We start from the raw sequence: 15590 nt of genomic DNA, 5'->3' as shown, positions 1-15590 counted from the left end.
CCGTCAGGCGACAGGCCGCCGCCAGGGACGATCATGTGGATGTGCGGGTGGTGGGTCAGCGCTGATCCCCAAGTGTGGAGCACGCTGGTCATACCAACCCGCCGCAAAGCGTTCCTGCGCAAATGGCGGCTGAAGTGCAAGGCGGTCGCCGATAGTCTGGAAGAGGCCGGGGATCGACTGTTCACCTTCACCCGCCTCGATCCGACGCAATGGAAAGCGGCGCGGACCACCAACGCGATCGAACGGCTAAACGAGGAGTTCCGACGCCGGATCAAGACCCAGGCCGTGCTGCCCTGTGCCGAAACCGTGCCCATGTTGCTCTGGGCCCTGATGGCCTCCGGCCAGATCACAATGCGCAAAATCGATGGATGGCAAACCCTCAGCCAACCCATCGAGCCCACGACACTTGACCTCGCAGCCTGATCAGGTGCAAATCAAACCACTCGGAGATCGCCGCCAGAGAATTTCCACCACATTCGAGACACAACCCAAGCAGCTGGCACCGCCAGGGCTTTTTTGCGAGCCTTGGAAAGAGATCACCCAAGTTGAAGTTTGTTCATTTCTTTTCGATAGACCATGATCGGAGTGGCCCCAAGTAGCTTATGATGTAGAGAACCTAAGGGTAACTGAAAATGAGCTTTCTTAGCCAACGTCATTATTTATCGATTACATAGATCACGACTAAAGAAACCGGGTTTGCCTCGGTGCAATTTTGGACACTGTTTGAACAGTCCCCCCTAAATTTTGGGGGACTTTTGGCGCTTTACGAAGGGCACCCGGCTTTGCGGGGCTCCATGGCCTGTTGTCTGTCACTTCGCCATCAGGCCATGACTGTGTCACGGTGCCTTCAATTCTGAATAATCACCAGCAGTGCGCAGAGTGACAGTGACCGGTGCCTCGGTTCGGTTGCGCCAGAACCAGCCGTGGTTGCCGGTAAAGGCGGCCACCAACTCGCCCGCCTGTTCCGGCACAGCGCGGCCTTGCTCATAGCTGATGTTCTGGCCGCTGCCATCGCCGTGGGTTTCGTAATTCACAACGGACCCGTTCGCGCTCCATTCAAAGCGGGCGATTTGACCCTCCTGCATGACCAGCTTTACCTCGATCCCTTCGCCGGGGGTAAGAGTGTAGCTGACCTCATTGCGCCAATCTGAAGCAGTTGCCTCGGCCACCGCAGGCTCAATAGCTGGGGTGATCGGGGCAGCCTCGATGGCAGCCGGGGCTGCAGGGGCAGGGGCAGATGCTGGTTCAGCCGCAATCGCTGGCGGTTGTGACACCGGAAAGACCGCCGCTGGGGCGCCGATCACGGCGCTGATGGAAGCAAGCTGTCCCTTGATCTTGTCCAGCCGCGCCAAGGTTGCGGGGTCCAGCGCCACGGTTCGGGGGGCGGCTGCGTCTGCTGCATCCTCTGCGGAAAGCTGTTGTTTGATCTGACCCATCTCGGTCAGGCCCAGAATGGCACCAAAGCCGGTCGGGTCGATGCCATATTCGGCGGGCATATAGACAATCCCTAGCATCGCCACCGCGCAAGTGCCCGTAATGACGGTGGACCGGATCAAGCCGCCCGGCGTTGCCTCCACTCCGCGGACCTGACCGGGGCGATCAGCACGCAGGGGCGTTTGCGGGGCACGGGATACGTCAAAGTTCTTTTGCATTTTGGGTTCCTCTCTCATGCCATGGCCAGCCCGATGAGCTGAAAGCCCATCAGGTAGGTTCCAAGGCCGATCATGATGACGTTTGCGGTGTAGGCTTGGCGCGCAAAGGCAGGTGAGGTCCGCCAGCGCTGCATGAACAGCAAGATCAGGGCGAGTGCCGTCAATTGTCCGATCTCTACCCCCACATTGAAGGCGATCAGGTTCACCAAGAGCCCATCGGGCGCGATGTTGTATTCGATGATTTTCGACGCAAGGCCGAAGCCATGCAAAAAGCCAAAGACCAGCGTGGCGAGTTTGGTATTCGGTTGCACCCCGAACCACGCCTTGAACGCACCAAGGTTGTCCAGCGCCTTGTAGATCACCGAAAACCCGATGATGGCGTCGATAATATAGGCGTTGATGCCAAAGTTGAAATACACCCCCGCCAGCATCGTCACCGAATGGCCAATGGCGAAGAGGGTGACGTAAATCCCGATCTCGCGCATCCCGTAAAGAAAGAAGATCACGCCGAACAAGAACAGGATGTGGTCATATCCTGTCACCATATGTTTTGCGCCAAGGTAAATGAACGGGATGATATGCGGCCCGCTGATTTCCTGAATATAGCCTTGATCGCCAAGGGTCACGGCATGGGCCAAGGCCTCATCGGCCCAAAGCAGAGCGGTTGCTGCAAGCACAAATGCGCAAGCTGCCCGCCATAGGGGGGAGGCCGAGGCAGGTGGTCCGGCGGAAAGTCGTCTCATGGAAAGGATCCTTTGGTCTGAACATCGGTGTCGCGCGGTCAACCTGATGCACATTGTGCCATGCAAGTTGGGCCACGCGGATTTACAAGCGTTCAGGCAAGGCGTGGGGGGCGTCGTGGTCCGTCGCGCGCAGCCCCCGCGCGAAAGGATTTGTGCGGCAAGAACAAGCGCGCAGCGTCTGGGGCGGTGGTTTCGGCAGATAGGGACGGATGTCCCAAAACCTGATGCTCGTGATCGCTGGCATCATGGGCGGAAAACAGGTCTGGGCCAAGGGGGCCATAGGGTGCGTCATCATCATCAGCCGCCGCATGGCTGTGACCGTGTGAATGGCCATGCTCGGCTGCCATATTGGCTGTGGGCGGGTGTGTGAGATGAACGATCAAGGGCGCAATAAACAACGCACAAGCGACAAGCCATGCACAGCACTTGTGCAGCACCCGCCGATCTGATTTTGCGCCTGTTGTTCGCATCAACTGCCCGTATCGCCCCCTATAATGTCGCGTAAGCGCGATCTTGCACTATCCCCCTTAGGGGGATACACAGCATGTATGTCAAACACCCATCAACATGCAACCCACCCCGATCTGGTCAAGCGGCTGAAACGCGCCGAAGGGCATTTGCGCCATGTGATCCAGATGATCGAGGCGGGCAAACCCTGCACCGAAATCGCAGTCCAGCTTCAGGCCGTGGAAAAGGCGGTATCTGCCGCCAAACGGGTTTTGATCCACGATCATATCGACAATTGCCTTGGGGCGGGCGCGCCGCAGGACATGGCTGATTTGCGCGCGCTTGCCAAACTTCTTTGAGGGATCATGCTGACCATTCTGGCCAACCGCACCTATCGCCACCTGTTTGCCGCACAGGTTATCGCCCTTATCGGCACAGGGCTTGCCACGGTCGCTTTGGGGCTGCTGGCATGGCAAATCGCGGGGGCGAATGCGGGGCTGGTGTTGGGCACGGCGCTGGCGATCAAGATGGTCGCCTATGTGACGCTGGCCCCCATCGCGCAGGCCTTTGCGGGCCGGGTGCCACGCCGCACGGCTCTGGTGGCGCTGGATTTGATCCGCGCAACGGTGGCGCTTGCGCTGCCTTTTGTGACCGAAATTTGGCAGATTTATACGTTGATTTTCCTGCTGCAAGCAGCCTCTGCCGGGTTTACGCCGATGTTTCAGGCGACCATTCCCGATGTGCTGCCGGATGAGGCGGAGTATACTCGTGCGCTGTCGCTGTCGCGGCTGGCCTATGATCTGGAGAACCTTTTGTCGCCTATGCTGGCGGCGGCGCTGCTGACGGTGGTTAGCTTTCCGGTGCTGTTTGGCGGCACGGTGGTGGGGTTTGTGCTGTCGGCGCTGCTGGTGGCCAGCGTAGTGCTGCCATCGCCGCAACCACAAAAACCGCGTGGCATCTGGGACCGCACAACGCGGGGCATGCGGATTTATCTGGCGACGCCGCGATTGCGCGGATTGCTGGCGTTGAACCTAAGCGTGGCGGCGGCGGGGGCTATGGTGATCGTCAACACGGTGGTGATCGTGCAAGCGGGGCTTGGCTTGGGGCAAACGCAGGTCGCGCTGGCGCTGGCGGCCTTTGGCGCGGGGTCGATGGTGGCGGCACTGGCGCTGCCACGGTTGCTGGACCGGATGGCGGACCGCCCGGCGATGATTGGGGGGGCTGGTTTGTTGGTGCTGGGGATGCTGGCCGGGCCCTTGGTTGGGTCACTTACCGCGCTGGCCCTTCTTTGGGCAGCCCTTGGGTTTGGCTACAGCCTGACCCAAACCCCCAGCGGGCGGCTTTTGCGCCGCTCTGCCCACGCCGAGGACCGCCCCGCGATTTTCGCCGCACAATTTGCCCTTAGCCACGCGTGTTGGCTGCTCACCTATCCGCTTGCGGGCTGGTTGGGGGTTGCTTTTGGCCTGCCCGCCGCATTCTTGGGTATGGCAGGATTGGCCGCAGCGGGCATCCTTGCCGCAGTGATCCTGTGGCCCGCGTCTGAACCCGAAACTGTGGCGCACACGCATCCCGACCTGCCCCCCGATCATCCGCACCTCGCGGGGCATGATGACCTTCATACCCACGCCATTCTCATTGACGATCTGCACCATCGCTGGCCGGAACGAGTCTGAACGCGGCCGTCAGGCCAGCTTTTTTGGGCGAGCCCGCTATGCCCGCTGCCCAACCGGGCCGCTGCCCAGATCGGTTAGAATAGGGCAATCCGGCCGGTGATCGCCGCAGCAGGCATCGGCGAGGTGCTGGAGGCTGTCTTTCATCGCCTGCATCTCGGCAATCTTGCGCTCCAGACCGTCGATCTGCTCTTGCGCCAGTCGCTTGACATCGGCGCTGTGGCGCGAGCGGTCGCGCCACAGCGCCAGCAGTTCCTCGATCTTGTCGACGGGAAATCCAAGATCGCGCGCGCGGCGGATGAAGCGCAGCATCTGCACCTCGGTGCCCGTGTAGACGCGGTAGCCTGCGCCGGTGCGCCCCGCTGCCGGGATCAGGCCGGTCGCCTCATAATAGCGGATCATCTTGGCCGATACGCCCGAGGCTTTTGCCGCTTCACCGATATTCATGGCTTGGCTCCGTCAATCGCGGGGGAATAGCGCCGCAGCCGCAGGGCGTTGCCCAGCACAAAGACCGACGACAGCGCCATCGCGCCAGCGGCAAAGATGGGGGACAAAAGGATGCCGAAGGCTGGCCACAGCACGCCCGCCGCGACCGGGATCAGCGCGGCATTATAGGCGAAGGCCCAGAACAGATTTTGGCGGATGTTGCGCATCGTGGCCTTGGATAGCGCGATGGCATCGGGCACCGCCGTCAGCCGACCCGTCATCAGCACGACATCCGCCGCCTCAATCGCGATATCGGTGCCGGTGCCGACGGCAATCCCCACATCCGCTGCGGCCAGCGCGGGTGCATCGTTGATGCCGTCACCGACGAAAGCCAGCGTGCCAAGCGCCTGAAGGCGCTTGACCGCCGCCACCTTGCCCTCGGGCAGCACCTCGGCCACCACCTCGTCGATCCCCAACTGGCGGGCAATGGCATGGGCGGTGCGGGCGTTGTCGCCGGTGATCATCGCGACCTTTAGGCCAAGCGCGTGCAGGGCGCGGATGGCTTGGGGGGTGGTGTCCTTGATCGGATCTGCCACGGCGAGGACCGCGGCCAACTGGCCGTTGATGGCAGCGTAAAGTGGCGATTTGCCCTCATCCGCCAGCCGGGTGGCGACCTCGGCAAAGGGGGCCACGTCCAGACCCAGCTTGGCCATGTAACGGTCGGCACCAATTTCGACCCGTCCACCGCCCGCCTGCGCCTGAACGCCGTAGCCGGTTAGGGAGGCGAAGCCGGTTACCTCTGGCAGGGTCAGACCCTCTTCGACAGCCGCCGCTGCAATGGCGCGGGCGATGGGGTGTTCGGACTTCGCCTCAACCGCCGCCACAGCCGCCAGCACCGCTTCGCGCTCAAACCCCTGTGCAAGGTGCAAATCAGTCAGCCGTGGCTTTCCCATCGTCAGCGTGCCGGTCTTGTCAAAGGCCACCACCCGCACAGTCTGAAGGGCCTGCAACGCCTCGCCCTTGCGAAACAGCACGCCCAACTCCGCGCCGCGCCCGGTACCGACCATGATCGAGGTGGGCGTGGCCAGACCCATCGCGCAGGGGCAGGCGATGATCAGCACCGCGACCGCATTCACCAGCGCAAAACTCAGCGCAGGGTCGGGGCCAAAGATCAGCCAGACCGCAAAGGTCAGCACCGCCAGCGCCATCACGACGGGCACGAACCACATCGTCACCCGGTCGACCAGCGCCTGAATGGGCAGTTTGCCGCCCTGCGCGGCCTCGACCATGCGGATGATCTGCGCCAGCATCGTGGCCTCGCCCACTGCTGTCGCGCGAAAGGTAAAGGCGCCGGTCTGGTTGACGGTGCCGCCGGTGACGGGGCTTCCATTGGTCTTTTCCACGGGCAATGGTTCGCCCGAGATCATGCTCTCATCCACCCAGCTTGTGCCCTCGCTCACCGTGCCATCCACCGGCACCCGCTCACCGGGGCGTAGGTCCACTATGTCGCCGGGCTTCACCTCGGCAATCGGCACCTCAAGCATGGTGCCGTCGCGGAGAACGCGCGCTGTTTTGGCCTGCAAACCCACCAACCGCTGGATGGCTTGCGAGGTGCGGCCCTTGGCGCGCGCCTCCAGAGTGCGGCCCAGCAAGATCAGGGTCACGATCACCGCCGCCGCCTCATAATACACGAAGGCGGTGCCTGCGGGCAGCAGGGCAGGGGCAAAGGTCGCGACCAAAGAATAGCCGTAAGCCGCCGAGGTACCAACCGCGACAAGGCTGTTCATATCCGGCGCAAGGCGTACCAGCGCGGGAAACCCCTTGGTGTAGAACCGCCGACCGGGGCCGATCAGCACCGCCGTGGTCAGGGCAAATTGCAGATACCAACTGTTTTGCATGCCGATGGAGTTCATCACGGCCATATGGACCCACGCGAACAGATGCCCGCCCATCTCAAGCACGAACACCGGCAGCGACAGCGCGGCGGCAATCCACAGATCGCGCTTCAGCGTGGTTTCCTCAGCCGCCTTTCGGTCTGCCATCGCGTCCGTCGCACCAAGGGCCGACACGGCCATCCGCGCGTCATAGCCCACCGCCTCGATGGCGCGAATCAGGGCAGCCGCGTCTGCCATGCCCGTCACATGCGCCCGCTCGGTCGCGAGGTTGACCGTGGCGCCAGTCACGCCCGGCACAGCGTTCAGCGCGCGCTCGACCCGCGCCACGCAGGACGCGCAGGTCATCCCCTCAATTGTCAGATCGACGGGCGGCGAGGCCACTTCATAGCCGAGATCCTCGACCGCCTTGACCAGCGCCATACGGTCCAAACCGGGGCCCGTGATCTCGGCCCGCTCGGTCGCAAGGTTTACAGAGGCCACCGCAACCCCCGGCACCGCCTTCAACGCCCGTTCCACCCGCCCGCCACAGGACGCGCAGGTCATGCCCGCGACATCGAGAGTGATCCGCGAGGGCAGGCCGGGCTGCATGTCTTTGGGGCTACTGTTCATGGCGGATTACCTTTTCAACTCTGTTCCGCTTCCACACATAATCCTTCTCATCATGGTAAGGTCAAGAGGTTTGACAAAAGAAGATCATCACAGCGTTGTGCTCTTGACCTTACAACCGTTGGAAGCCCCATGTGATTAATATTGAAACAACCTAGAGAGAAAAACTCATGCAGTTCCATATCGAATCCATGACCTGCGGCGGCTGCGCCCGCGGTGTCACAAAGGCGATCCAGTCCGTCGATCCGGCCGCCGAGGTCCAGGCCGATCCGGCGACACACACAGTCGATGTGACCACCACCGCCCCGCGCGAGCGACTTGCAGCGGCCCTGACCGATGCGGGCTTTGCACCAGCTTAACGGAAACAACACAAGGAAGATGATGATGAAAAAACGAACCCTCGCGCTGGTCGCTGGCGCAATTGCCATTGTGGGCGGGCTTGCCTTTGCCCAGACGACCATGAAAGGCATGGATCACTCTGGTATGGCTGGAATGGGCGGCATGGAAGCGTCAGCGATGATCCCGCCCGAGGTGGCCGATAACCCGGCTGTGGTAGCCTATGCCGCCGCGATGGATATCATGATGACGGATATGATGATCCCCTACACCGGCGACGCGGACGTGGACTTTGTCAAAGGTATGATCCCGCACCACGAGGCAGCGGTTGCCATGGCGAAGGTGCAGCTAGAGTTCGGCACCGATCCCGAAATGCGCGCCCTCTCTGAGGCCGTGATTGCCGCGCAAGAAACCGAAATTGGCCAGATGAAAGCCTGGCTCGCCGCGCGGGGCATGTAACTGGCTGGGCAGCTGGAGGGGGCGTAGCCGCGCCTTCCTGCTGCGATAACGGGCGCAAAGCTGAAATCTCAAAGGGCATTTTTGATACTGTTAAAAAGTGTCAATGTCTGCTTTGAAAGCGTCTTCGGACTTGGTGCGTTCTCAACATTGGCCCGGTAAATGCCTGCAGGGCGATCGAGTAATTTGAAAACCGTGCAACGGGGATTTTATCTGGTTCGGAACCGAAAATCATCGAATTCCATAACGCCTGTCTTGGCTGATTTTCAACCGGGGATAGATTAATTTAAAAAGTAATTTTTTTGGGAACCCTCCTAAGTGGGAAGGTAGTTGCACTTACACCAGTAAATTTAGGGAGGCTTGCCATGACCTATGGACGCTTTTCTGCGATGATCGCCACATCAACAATCGTGATGTTTGGGCTTATGTATTTGAACACCTATGCGATGGACCACATCTTTTTCTCGCAGACGCGGATGTGGATGGCGATTTACATGGGGGCGGTGATGGCAATCATCATGCTGGCCTTCATGCTGGGCATGTATTCCAACCGCAAAGCCAATATTGCAATCCTTGCCGGAGGTGCAATCGCCTTTGCCGTCGGACTGGGGCTGGTGCGGACGCAGGCAACTGTAGATGACGTCGCTTGGATGAAGGCGATGATTCCGCACCATTCCATCGCCATACTAACCAGCGAGCGGGCCAATATCTCGGACCCGAGGGTCCGGGCGTTGGCCGACGCGATCATCGAAGCACAGCTGAGTGAAATTGCCGAAATGAAGCGCTATATTATTGATATCGAGGCGAATGGCGAGGCTCCTGCGGGCACGCTACGCGCCGAAAGTAACTGACGGGGTCCACATCTGGCAGCTTTAAGCGTCCTGCTCGCATCGTAATGCGGCGAGGGATAATCTTGTCTGACATGTCTTCGTATGCGCCTAAGCAAAGTAATTTTGCGACTGTGTCAATCAGTCAAACCGCCCCGATCGGCAGGCGAACCACAGCCTCCAGCCCGCCGTCAGGCGTGTTGCACAGTGTTACGGTGCCGCCATGCGCCTGAATGATGGTCCGGGCGATGGCGAGACCCAGACCGACGCCGCCCGTATCACGGCTACGCGACTGTTCAAACCGCACAAAGGGTTCAAACACTTCTTCAAGTTGATCGTCGGGCAAACCCGGCCCCGTGTCAGCGATGGAGATGACGGTCGTTCCCGGCGTTTGTGCCAAAGTCACGTTGGCAATGCCACCATAGCGGACTGCGTTGTCGATTAGGTTCCGCAAGGCGCGGTTCAGGGCTTGGGGGCGGATGGTTGCATAAATCGGCCCGGTAGGGGCAAGGCTTGCGCAACCGCCCGTATCACTTACCAGATCGCCCAGCAGAGCAGTGATATCGACGGTGGCGGTAGGCTCTGTCTTGGCCACCCCCCGCGCAAATTCCAGCGTGGCCTCGACCATCGCCTGCATTTCCTCGACCAGTGCCTTCAGTCGGATGCTGTCTTCGGTTTCCTCAAGCATTTCGATCCTGAGCCGCATCGCCGTCAAGGGCGAGCGCAGATCATGGCTGAGGGCTGCAAGCATATGCGTGCGCTCGTTCACAAAACGTGTCAAGCGGTCTTTCATCTGGTTGAAGGCCCGCGTTGTGTCGCGCACCTCAGACGGCCCGGTCATCGGCAGCGGCTCCGTATCTAGTCCCCGGCCCAACCGGTCGGCCCCTATGGCAAGCACGCGCATTGGGCCTACGACCCGCCGGGCGGTCCACCACGCAACCAGAACGACCGCCAGCACCATCAGTAAAAGTGGCAATAGGGCTTGTGGTGAAAGCTGCAAGCCGGGGCGGTGAAACATCGTGCGTACGTTCAGCCATTCCCCCCCGGCCAATTGGATTGACAGCGTCATCTCGATAGGGTCGGTGCGCCCGGCCATCATCGCCTCGTGCATCGGGCGCATGGTGGCAGGCATGCCTTCGGGCATTGGAATGGGGGGCAAGACAAGGGCGTGAACATCGGCCCGAATGTCCCGAGCCGGATCGCCGAGGATTTGGCGGATCTGGCCGAGGACAAAGTTGGCGTCGCTGCTGTCATGGGGCGCTTCGGCCTCTGGGCCAACCGTAAACCTGACCAGTGGCGAATCCGCAGACCGCAGGATAGACGGGCGCAGCCCCAAAGGGGCATCATCCAGCAACAAGGCCACATTCGCCGCGCGGCCTGCCGCCTCCAAACCCAATGCTGCGCGCACGGCCCGATTACGCTCATCCGTCAGCAGCAAAAGGCCGAGCCCTTGCGTGATGGCCAGTGCCAACAGCAACATGGCCAGAAGTTGCCCACCCAAAGATTGCGGAAGCAAACGACGTAGAAAGGCGCGGCGTGAAAGGGCGAGGCGGGGGGTCAAGAAAGCGCCCTCACATCGGCCGCAAGACTGTAACCGCCGCCCCATACGGTGGTGATCAACGTGGGCTTGGCGGGATCTACCTCGATCTTGCGGCGCAGACGGCTGATCTGGTTGTCGATTGTTCGGTCAAACACTTGCGCCGCGCGACCCGAGGTCAGATCAAGCAATTGCTCGCGGTTCAGCACAAAGCGTGGGCGTTCCAAAAACACCGTGAGCAGGCGAAACTCGGCGGTGGTTAGGGCCACTTCGGCCCCATCACTGTCGGTCAAGGTTCGAAGGTCGGTGTCTAACTGCCACCGGTCAAAGGCCAACTTGTGCCCGGCAAGGCTGCCGCCTACCACTTCGCTACGGTCGGATCGGCGCAGGATTGCCTTAATCCGGGCCAGCAACTCGCGCGGATTGAAGGGCTTGGGCAGGTAATCATCCGCCCCAACCTCTAACCCCACAATACGGTCAGTTTCATCCCCCAAGGCGGTTAGCATCAGGATCGGGATGTCCCCTTTCGCACGCAGCCGGCGGCAAACCGACAGGCCATCTTCACCCGGCATCATCACATCCAGCACGATCAGGTCGAATTGGCCAACGCTCAAAGCTGCATCCATCGCCACGGCGTTGGCGGCCGAGGTGGCGCGCATTCCGTTCTTTTCAAGATACTTAACCAGCGCATCGCGAATCTCGCGGTGGTCATCGACGATCAGAATGTGGGGCGGATGGGTCATAGAAGTCTCCTAAACCCGACCTTAGCCGATCCTGCTGACCGCGCGCAGGGTTGTTTGTCGCAAATCGTGTTGGTGCCGCTGCTTGCGACAGATTGATACAAAAAGCCGTCCCGTCTGACAAACCTGTGGGACACCTCGCCCCTAGATTGGCATCATCGTAATTCAATCCAAGGAAACACAGAATGAAACTTTCAGTCAAATTCGCCCTCGCCGCAGTCGCCACCCTCGGCGTTGCCGCCGTTGCGGTCCCAGTGATCGCCCAGCAGACACACGGCCAGCATGGCGGAATGGGGATGATGGAAGGCCATGAGGGCATGATGGGTGGCGGCATGGGGATGATGATGGGTGGTGGCCAGAATTATGCGATGGCCACGTTTGACACCGACAAAGACGGCACGCTCAGCCCCGAGGAAATGACGGCGGGCATTCAGGCCGAACTCAAAACCTATGACACTGACGCGAACGGCACGCTTTCGCTGGAGGAGTTTGGCGTGATGCATGCGGCCCATACCCGATCGATGACCGTGCGCGCCTTCCAGATGCACGACGCTGATGGCGACGCGCAAGTGACAGACGCCGAAATGGCTGCGATGGCCGCGATGATGCAAGACCACATGGGGGGCATGCAGGGCATGGGCAAAGGCATGACGGGCAACAACTAAAGCATCTTTTCCCCCGCCGGTCGGATCAAAATCTGGTTGGCGGGCGTTATACTAACGTGGGTCAGGAGGACGCGATGATGAACGGTTATGGTATGGGTTTAGGCATGGGCTTTGGCTGGCTCTGGATGATCGTAATTCTTGTGCTGGTCGGCCTCGCCATTGCTGCGTTGGTTAAATACCTGCGCAAATGATCAGAAAGGGATGACCATGGATTACACGATCAATCGACTGATAGCGGATGCTGATTTTGACGCCGTTGATGCGCGCACCCGTGCGGCCTTAGCAGCCGCAGGGTTCGGCATCCTGACCGAAATTGACGTCAAAGCGACAATGAAGAAAAAGCTCGATGTCGAGATGTCCGCTTACCGCATCCTCGGCGCCTGCAACCCGAAAATGGCCCATGACGCTATCGGGATGGAGCCGCGTGTGGGTGCAATGCTGCCCTGCAACGTGATCTTGCGCGCGGTCGATGGGGGCGTTGAGGTTAGCGCGATTGATCCGGTGGCATCCATGCAGGCAATTGATAATCCGGCGCTGCATGCCATCGCGGGTCAGGTGCGTGATCTGCTGGCAAAAGCCGTCGCCGAGATTTGATACGGGCGCAGGCATCAGCTGTCTAATTGCCCAAGTGGTACTCGACATGCCGGCATGCGTTTGGTGCCCTGATGGACTTGTCGGATAAGAACCAAATACGCCTTGGTTTTACAAATAATAAGGAAGGTGGCACAGCATGGACCACGATCATAAACGCGCGAAGTCGGATATTCCAGAAGGGGCTGAGACGACCAAAGACCCGGTCTGTGGAATGACAGTGGCCATCGCGCCCGACACGCGACAAGCGGAGTTTGAGGATCAATCGTTCCATTTTTGCTCTGAAAAGTGCCATATGAAGTTTGAAGGCGATCCGTGGTTCTATGCAGTGGGCCGCGCGCAAGAGTGCAAGAAAGCCGCGCCCGCAAATGTGCAATACACTTGCCCCATGCACCCCGAAATTGTCCGTGACGCGCAGGGTGCCTGCCCGATTTGCGGCATGGCGCTGGAGCCCGTGGTGCCCTCGGATGAGCCGAGCGATGAACTGACCGATTTCACGCGCCGGATGTGGATATCAGCGGCGGCGGCGGTGCCGCTGATTGTGCTGACGATGGGCGAATTTGTCGGTCTGCCAGTGCGCGATTGGGTCGGGCATCAGACCGCCAGCTATCTGGAATTTGTGCTGGCGACACCGATCGTGCTTTGGGCTGCCTTGCCATTTTTCAAACGGGGCTGGGACTCGGTGGTGAATCGCTCGCCCAACATGTGGACGCTGATCAGTCTCGGTGTAGCTGCCGCCTATATTTATTCTATCGTGGCGACTTTCCTGCCGGGGGTGTTCCCTGAGGTTTATCGAATGGGGCAGGGTGTCGGCACCTATTTTGAGGCAGCGGTGGTGATCATCGCGCTGGTCTTTGTCGGCCAGGTTCTGGAACTGCGGGCCCGCGAACGCACTGGCGATGCAATCCGCGCGCTTCTGGACCTCGCGCCGAAGACCGCAAGGCGCATTTTGGCTGATGGCACGGAATATGACGCGCCGCTGGAAAATATCATGGAGGGCGACCGTCTGCGCGTGCGCCCCGGTGATGCGGTGCCGGTAGATGGCGTAGTGATCGATGGGCGATCCAGCTTGGACGAAAGCATGCTGACTGGTGAGGCGATGCCAGTGGAAAAGGGGCCGGGCGATACCGTCACCGGGGCTACGATCAACAAGAATGGCTCGTTGGTGATCGAGGCGGGCAAGGTCGGTGCCGATACCGTGCTGGCGCAGATTGTGGCCATGGTATCGAACGCACGCCGCTCTCGTGCGCCGATCCAAGGTATGGCCGACCGAGTTGCGGCAGTCTTCGTGCCAGCCGTGGTCGGGGTGGCGATCTTTGCCTTTGTGATGTGGATGATCTTCGGCCCTGAACCGGTTCTGGTCTATGCCATTGCCTCGGCAGTGTCAGTGCTGATCATAGCCTGCCCATGTGCGCTTGGCCTCGCCACCCCGATCTCGATCACCACAGCGGCGGGGCGCGGGGCGCAGGCGGGCGTGTTGATCAAGGATGCCGAGGCGCTGGAACGGATGGCGGGCGTTGACACACTGATTGTTGACAAGACCGGCACGCTGACCATGGGCAAGCCAAAGCTGACCGATACCGTGGCGCTGGGAGATGTCTCTGAGGCTGACATTCTGTCGCTGGCTGCGGCGCTGGAACGCGGCTCTGAACACCCTCTTGCCGAAGCCATTGTTGAAGGGGCCGAAGCGCAGGGTGCCACACGGCAAGAGGCTGCGGATTTTGAGGCGATCACTGGAAAGGGCGTGCGCGGCACTGTCGGCGGTCGCGCGGTGGCGCTTGGCAATACGGCCATGATGCAGGACATGGGGCTTGAGACAACGCAGGCCGAAGAAAAGGCTGATGCCCTGCGCGAGATGGGCAAGACGGCGATGTTTGTCGCAGTTGATGGTGTGCTTGCAGGTATCGTGGCGGTGGCCGATCCGATCAAAGACAGCACTGCGCAGGCGATCAAGGAACTGCACGCGCAGGGGCTGCGAGTGATCATGGCAACGGGCGACAACGCGCGCACCGCACAGGCGGTGGCGGCGACGCTTGGCATTGACGAGGTGCGCGCGGGTGTTTTGCCAGAGGATAAGAAGAAGCTGATCGACGATCTGCGCAAGCAGGGCCACAAGATTGCAATGGCAGGCGACGGGGTGAATGACGCCCCTGCGCTCGCCGCCGCCGATGTTGGCATCGCCATGGGCACGGGGGCCGATGTTGCAATGGAAAGTGCAGGCATCACCCTGCTTGGCGGTGATCTGATGGGCATTGTGAGGGCGCGGAAACTGGCCCGCGCGACGCTGCGCAACATCAAGCAGAACCTGTTTTTTGCTTTCGCCTATAACGCCTTCGGTGTGCCAATCGCAGCAGGACTGCTTTACCCAGTCACTGGGCTGTTGCTTTCGCCAATGATTGCGGCGGCGGCGATGAGCCTTTCATCCGTCTCTGTCATCACCAACGCTCTGCGCTTGCGGCGGGTTGATCTTTAAAAGCACCAAAAGGAGCGCATTATGATCACATTGCATATCCCGAACGTCAGCTGTGGCCACTGCAAAGCAACGGTGGAGAAGGCAATCTACAGCCTCGACCCGAAGGCAGGTTTCGCGTTTGATATGGCGGAGCGGCACGTCACGCTGAACAGCAGCGCTGATATGGCAAAGGTGCAGGCAGCGCTTGGCCCTCCGTGCCAATAATCGTGAGACAATCGACTGGCTGAAGTTTACACTTGAGGGCGCAGGAGAACGAACAGATGGTCATGCCTTCACAGATGCTGGTTTCGCCGAATGCCGCGTCCGACAATATGATACCCGACGTCACAGCTTCCCGAACACCTGCCCGTGTTGTCTCAGCGCCGCTGGCCCCCACGGCCGAGCTGACGAGCACGCCGAAGCGGCGCAGTTTCACGGCGAAATACAAGCTGCGCATTCTGGATGAGACGGACCGGTCAGAGGGCACCGGCGGTGTCACAAGCATCCTGCGCCGTGAGGGGCTTTATTCCTCGGCCCTGACCGATTG

18 protein-coding genes and 2 pseudogenes are annotated in these 15590 nt (G+C 60.5%); 12 read left to right on the top strand and 8 right to left on the bottom strand.

Annotated features, from left to right (window positions below; all coding sequences use genetic code 11):
• A partial coding sequence (locus BMY36_RS17395; protein WP_244888696.1) for a transposase occupies window positions 1-92 on the bottom strand: 92 nt, incomplete at its 3' end.
• Here BMY36_RS17395 and BMY36_RS17390 point away from each other — a divergent pair.
• Window positions 91-423 (top strand): annotated as a pseudogene (locus BMY36_RS17390) (transposase); the annotation flags it as partial. The gene BMY36_RS17395 and the pseudogene BMY36_RS17390 overlap by 2 nt on opposite strands.
• Before the next feature lie 413 nt (window positions 424-836).
• Here BMY36_RS17390 and BMY36_RS17385 read toward each other — a convergent pair.
• The 3 genes from BMY36_RS17385 to BMY36_RS17375 all read right to left on the bottom strand — a co-directional run bounded on the left by BMY36_RS17385 (window position 837) and on the right by BMY36_RS17375 (window position 2742).
• A complete protein-coding gene (locus BMY36_RS17385; protein WP_050520375.1) occupies window positions 837-1652 on the bottom strand; it encodes a hypothetical protein in 816 nt (271 codons plus the stop codon).
• A 14-nt stretch (window positions 1653-1666) separates the two neighbouring features.
• Window positions 1667-2395: a HupE/UreJ family protein gene (locus tag BMY36_RS17380; RefSeq protein ID WP_050520374.1), complete on the bottom strand. Its 729-nt coding sequence runs from the start codon at window positions 2393-2395 to the stop codon at window positions 1667-1669.
• Between the two features lie 92 nt (window positions 2396-2487).
• The gene (locus BMY36_RS17375) at window positions 2488-2742 is read right to left on the bottom strand and encodes a hypothetical protein (RefSeq protein ID WP_139194122.1); all 255 of its coding nucleotides are present in this window, start codon (window positions 2740-2742) and stop codon (window positions 2488-2490) included.
• A gap of 201 nt (window positions 2743-2943) precedes the next feature.
• Here BMY36_RS17375 and BMY36_RS17370 point away from each other — a divergent pair, with 201 nt between their 5' ends.
• Window positions 2944-3201 (top strand): metal-sensing transcriptional repressor, encoded by a 258-nt coding sequence (locus tag BMY36_RS17370; protein ID WP_050520372.1) that lies wholly within the window; start codon window positions 2944-2946, stop codon window positions 3199-3201.
• Between the two features lie 6 nt (window positions 3202-3207).
• Window positions 3208-4515, top strand: a complete 1308-nt coding sequence (locus BMY36_RS17365) for an MFS transporter (protein ID WP_050520371.1) — start codon at window positions 3208-3210, stop codon at window positions 4513-4515.
• A gap of 36 nt (window positions 4516-4551) precedes the next feature.
• On the opposite strand, the gene cueR is transcribed toward BMY36_RS17365, so the two are convergent.
• Window positions 4552-4959, bottom strand: a complete 408-nt coding sequence (cueR, locus tag BMY36_RS17360) for a Cu(I)-responsive transcriptional regulator (protein ID WP_050520370.1) — start codon at window positions 4957-4959, stop codon at window positions 4552-4554.
• A complete protein-coding gene (locus tag BMY36_RS17355) occupies window positions 4956-7442 on the bottom strand; it encodes a heavy metal translocating P-type ATPase (protein WP_050520369.1) in 2487 nt (828 codons plus the stop codon). The genes cueR and BMY36_RS17355 overlap by 4 nt, the downstream gene beginning before the upstream one ends.
• A gap of 167 nt (window positions 7443-7609) precedes the next feature.
• Here BMY36_RS17355 and BMY36_RS17350 point away from each other — a divergent pair, with 167 nt between their 5' ends.
• The 3 genes from BMY36_RS17350 to BMY36_RS17340 all read left to right on the top strand — a co-directional run bounded on the left by BMY36_RS17350 (window position 7610) and on the right by BMY36_RS17340 (window position 9082).
• Window positions 7610-7798 (top strand): heavy-metal-associated domain-containing protein, encoded by a 189-nt coding sequence (locus BMY36_RS17350; RefSeq protein WP_050520368.1) that lies wholly within the window; start codon window positions 7610-7612, stop codon window positions 7796-7798.
• Between the two features lie 25 nt (window positions 7799-7823).
• Window positions 7824-8234: a CopM family metallochaperone gene (copM, locus tag BMY36_RS17345; RefSeq protein ID WP_074818984.1), complete on the top strand. Its 411-nt coding sequence runs from the start codon at window positions 7824-7826 to the stop codon at window positions 8232-8234.
• A gap of 362 nt (window positions 8235-8596) precedes the next feature.
• Window positions 8597-9082 (top strand): DUF305 domain-containing protein, encoded by a 486-nt coding sequence (locus tag BMY36_RS17340; protein WP_050520367.1) that lies wholly within the window; start codon window positions 8597-8599, stop codon window positions 9080-9082.
• A gap of 121 nt (window positions 9083-9203) precedes the next feature.
• On the opposite strand, the gene BMY36_RS17335 is transcribed toward BMY36_RS17340, so the two are convergent.
• Window positions 9204-10538 carry an ATP-binding protein gene (locus tag BMY36_RS17335; protein WP_050520366.1) on the bottom strand — a complete coding sequence of 445 codons (1335 nt, stop codon included), beginning with the start codon at window positions 10536-10538 and terminating at the stop codon, window positions 9204-9206.
• 77 nt (window positions 10539-10615) lie between these two features.
• On the bottom strand, window positions 10616-11338 hold the full coding sequence (locus BMY36_RS17330; RefSeq protein WP_050520365.1) for a response regulator: 723 nt from the start codon (window positions 11336-11338) through the stop codon (window positions 10616-10618).
• 182 nt (window positions 11339-11520) lie between these two features.
• On the opposite strand from BMY36_RS17330, the gene BMY36_RS17325 reads away from it, so the two are divergent.
• The 6 genes and pseudogenes from BMY36_RS17325 to BMY36_RS17305 form a co-directional block, all read left to right on the top strand.
• Entirely contained in the window at window positions 11521-12000 is a 480-nt protein-coding gene (locus BMY36_RS17325) for an EF-hand domain-containing protein (protein WP_050520364.1), read from the top strand.
• Between the two features lie 74 nt (window positions 12001-12074).
• The gene (locus tag BMY36_RS21035; protein WP_462498443.1) at window positions 12075-12191 is read left to right on the top strand and encodes an SHOCT domain-containing protein; all 117 of its coding nucleotides are present in this window, start codon (window positions 12075-12077) and stop codon (window positions 12189-12191) included.
• Between the two features lie 16 nt (window positions 12192-12207).
• A complete protein-coding gene (locus BMY36_RS17320) occupies window positions 12208-12594 on the top strand; it encodes a DUF302 domain-containing protein (RefSeq protein ID WP_050520379.1) in 387 nt (128 codons plus the stop codon).
• Window positions 12595-12730: 136 nt separating this feature from the next.
• On the top strand, window positions 12731-15064 hold the full coding sequence (locus tag BMY36_RS17315; RefSeq protein WP_050520363.1) for a heavy metal translocating P-type ATPase: 2334 nt from the start codon (window positions 12731-12733) through the stop codon (window positions 15062-15064).
• A 21-nt stretch (window positions 15065-15085) separates the two neighbouring features.
• Entirely contained in the window at window positions 15086-15268 is a 183-nt protein-coding gene (locus BMY36_RS17310; RefSeq protein ID WP_050520362.1) for a heavy-metal-associated domain-containing protein, read from the top strand.
• A 56-nt stretch (window positions 15269-15324) separates the two neighbouring features.
• Window positions 15325-15590 (top strand): annotated as a pseudogene (locus tag BMY36_RS17305) (IS3 family transposase); the annotation flags it as partial.

The sequence above is a fragment of the Pseudorhodobacter antarcticus genome (assembly GCF_900110135.1).
In the GTDB taxonomy this organism is placed as follows: domain Bacteria; phylum Pseudomonadota; class Alphaproteobacteria; order Rhodobacterales; family Rhodobacteraceae; genus Pseudorhodobacter; species Pseudorhodobacter antarcticus.
The sequence above is the reverse complement of the archived record's forward strand: the minus strand, read 5'-3'. Positions and strand labels throughout refer to the sequence as shown.

What these genes read in the sequence shown, in the direction of transcription:
- BMY36_RS17380 (WP_050520374.1), bottom strand. Translation starts at nt 2,395, where the DNA reads ATGAGACGACTTTCCGCCGGACCACCTGCCTCGGCCTCCCCCCTATGG.
- BMY36_RS17320 (WP_050520379.1), top strand. Translation starts at nt 12,208, where the DNA reads ATGGATTACACGATCAATCGACTGATAGCGGATGCTGATTTTGACGCC.
- BMY36_RS17375 (WP_139194122.1), bottom strand. Translation starts at nt 2,742, where the DNA reads ATGGCAGCCGAGCATGGCCATTCACACGGTCACAGCCATGCGGCGGCT.
- BMY36_RS17325 (WP_050520364.1), top strand. Translation starts at nt 11,521, where the DNA reads ATGAAACTTTCAGTCAAATTCGCCCTCGCCGCAGTCGCCACCCTCGGC.
- BMY36_RS17330 (WP_050520365.1), bottom strand. Translation starts at nt 11,338, where the DNA reads ATGACCCATCCGCCCCACATTCTGATCGTCGATGACCACCGCGAGATT.
- BMY36_RS17365 (WP_050520371.1), top strand. Translation starts at nt 3,208, where the DNA reads ATGCTGACCATTCTGGCCAACCGCACCTATCGCCACCTGTTTGCCGCA.
- BMY36_RS17310 (WP_050520362.1), top strand. Translation starts at nt 15,086, where the DNA reads ATGATCACATTGCATATCCCGAACGTCAGCTGTGGCCACTGCAAAGCA.
- BMY36_RS17335 (WP_050520366.1), bottom strand. Translation starts at nt 10,538, where the DNA reads ATGTTGCTGTTGGCACTGGCCATCACGCAAGGGCTCGGCCTTTTGCTG.
- BMY36_RS17385 (WP_050520375.1), bottom strand. Translation starts at nt 1,652, where the DNA reads ATGCAAAAGAACTTTGACGTATCCCGTGCCCCGCAAACGCCCCTGCGT.
- BMY36_RS21035 (WP_462498443.1), top strand. Translation starts at nt 12,075, where the DNA reads ATGATGAACGGTTATGGTATGGGTTTAGGCATGGGCTTTGGCTGGCTC.
- copM (WP_074818984.1), top strand. Translation starts at nt 7,824, where the DNA reads ATGAAAAAACGAACCCTCGCGCTGGTCGCTGGCGCAATTGCCATTGTG.
- cueR (WP_050520370.1), bottom strand. Translation starts at nt 4,959, where the DNA reads ATGAATATCGGTGAAGCGGCAAAAGCCTCGGGCGTATCGGCCAAGATG.
- BMY36_RS17355 (WP_050520369.1), bottom strand. Translation starts at nt 7,442, where the DNA reads ATGAACAGTAGCCCCAAAGACATGCAGCCCGGCCTGCCCTCGCGGATC.
- BMY36_RS17350 (WP_050520368.1), top strand. Translation starts at nt 7,610, where the DNA reads ATGCAGTTCCATATCGAATCCATGACCTGCGGCGGCTGCGCCCGCGGT.
- BMY36_RS17340 (WP_050520367.1), top strand. Translation starts at nt 8,597, where the DNA reads ATGACCTATGGACGCTTTTCTGCGATGATCGCCACATCAACAATCGTG.
- BMY36_RS17315 (WP_050520363.1), top strand. Translation starts at nt 12,731, where the DNA reads ATGGACCACGATCATAAACGCGCGAAGTCGGATATTCCAGAAGGGGCT.
- BMY36_RS17370 (WP_050520372.1), top strand. Translation starts at nt 2,944, where the DNA reads ATGTCAAACACCCATCAACATGCAACCCACCCCGATCTGGTCAAGCGG.